This is a genomic window from Ferdinandcohnia sp. QZ13, assembly GCF_031324165.1.
Lineage (GTDB): Bacteria > Bacillota > Bacilli > Bacillales > Bacillaceae_L > Ferdinandcohnia.
In genome coordinates, this window is sequence record NZ_JAVIVW010000007.1 from 1 (window position 1) to 701 (window position 701).

Sequence of the window (701 nt, forward strand, 5' to 3'; positions counted from 1 at the left end):
TCGCCCTATTCAGACTCGCTTTCGCTGCGGCTCCGTCTCTTCAACTTAACCTTGCACGGGATCGTAACTCGCCGGTTCATTCTACAAAAGGCACGCCATCACACATAAATGTGCTTTGACTACTTGTAGGCACACGGTTTCAGGTTCTATTTCACTCCCCTCCCGGGGTGCTTTTCACCTTTCCCTCACGGTACTGGTTCACTATCGGTCACTAGGGAGTATTTAGCCTTGGGAGATGGTCCTCCCAGCTTCCGACGGGATTTCACGTGTCCCGCCGTACTCAGGATCCACTCAAGAGAGAACGAAGTTTCGACTACAGGGTTGTTACCTTCTCTGACGGACCTTTCCAGGTCGCTTCGTCTACTTCGCTCTTTTGTAACTCCGTATAGAGTGTCCTACAACCCCAAGAGGCAAGCCTCTTGGTTTGGGCTATCTTCCGTTTCGCTCGCCGCTACTCAGGAAATCGCGTTTGCTTTCTCTTCCTCCGGGTACTAAGATGTTTCAGTTCCCCGGGTCTACCTTCTCTTACCCTATGTATTCAGGTAAGGATACTGCCCCATTACGAGCAGTGGGTTTCCCCATTCGGAAATCTTCGGATCAATGCTTACTTACAGCTCCCCGAAGCATATCGGTGTTAGTACCGTCCTTCATCGGCTCCTAGTGCCAAGGCATCCACCGTGCGCCCTTCATAACTTAACCTA

General features: G+C 51.2%; 1 rRNA gene. It reads right to left on the reverse strand.

The window, feature by feature from the left end:
- A 23S ribosomal RNA gene (locus RGU12_RS13550) occupies window positions 1-699 on the reverse strand; the annotation flags it as partial.
- Window positions 700-701: the final 2 nt, after the last annotated feature.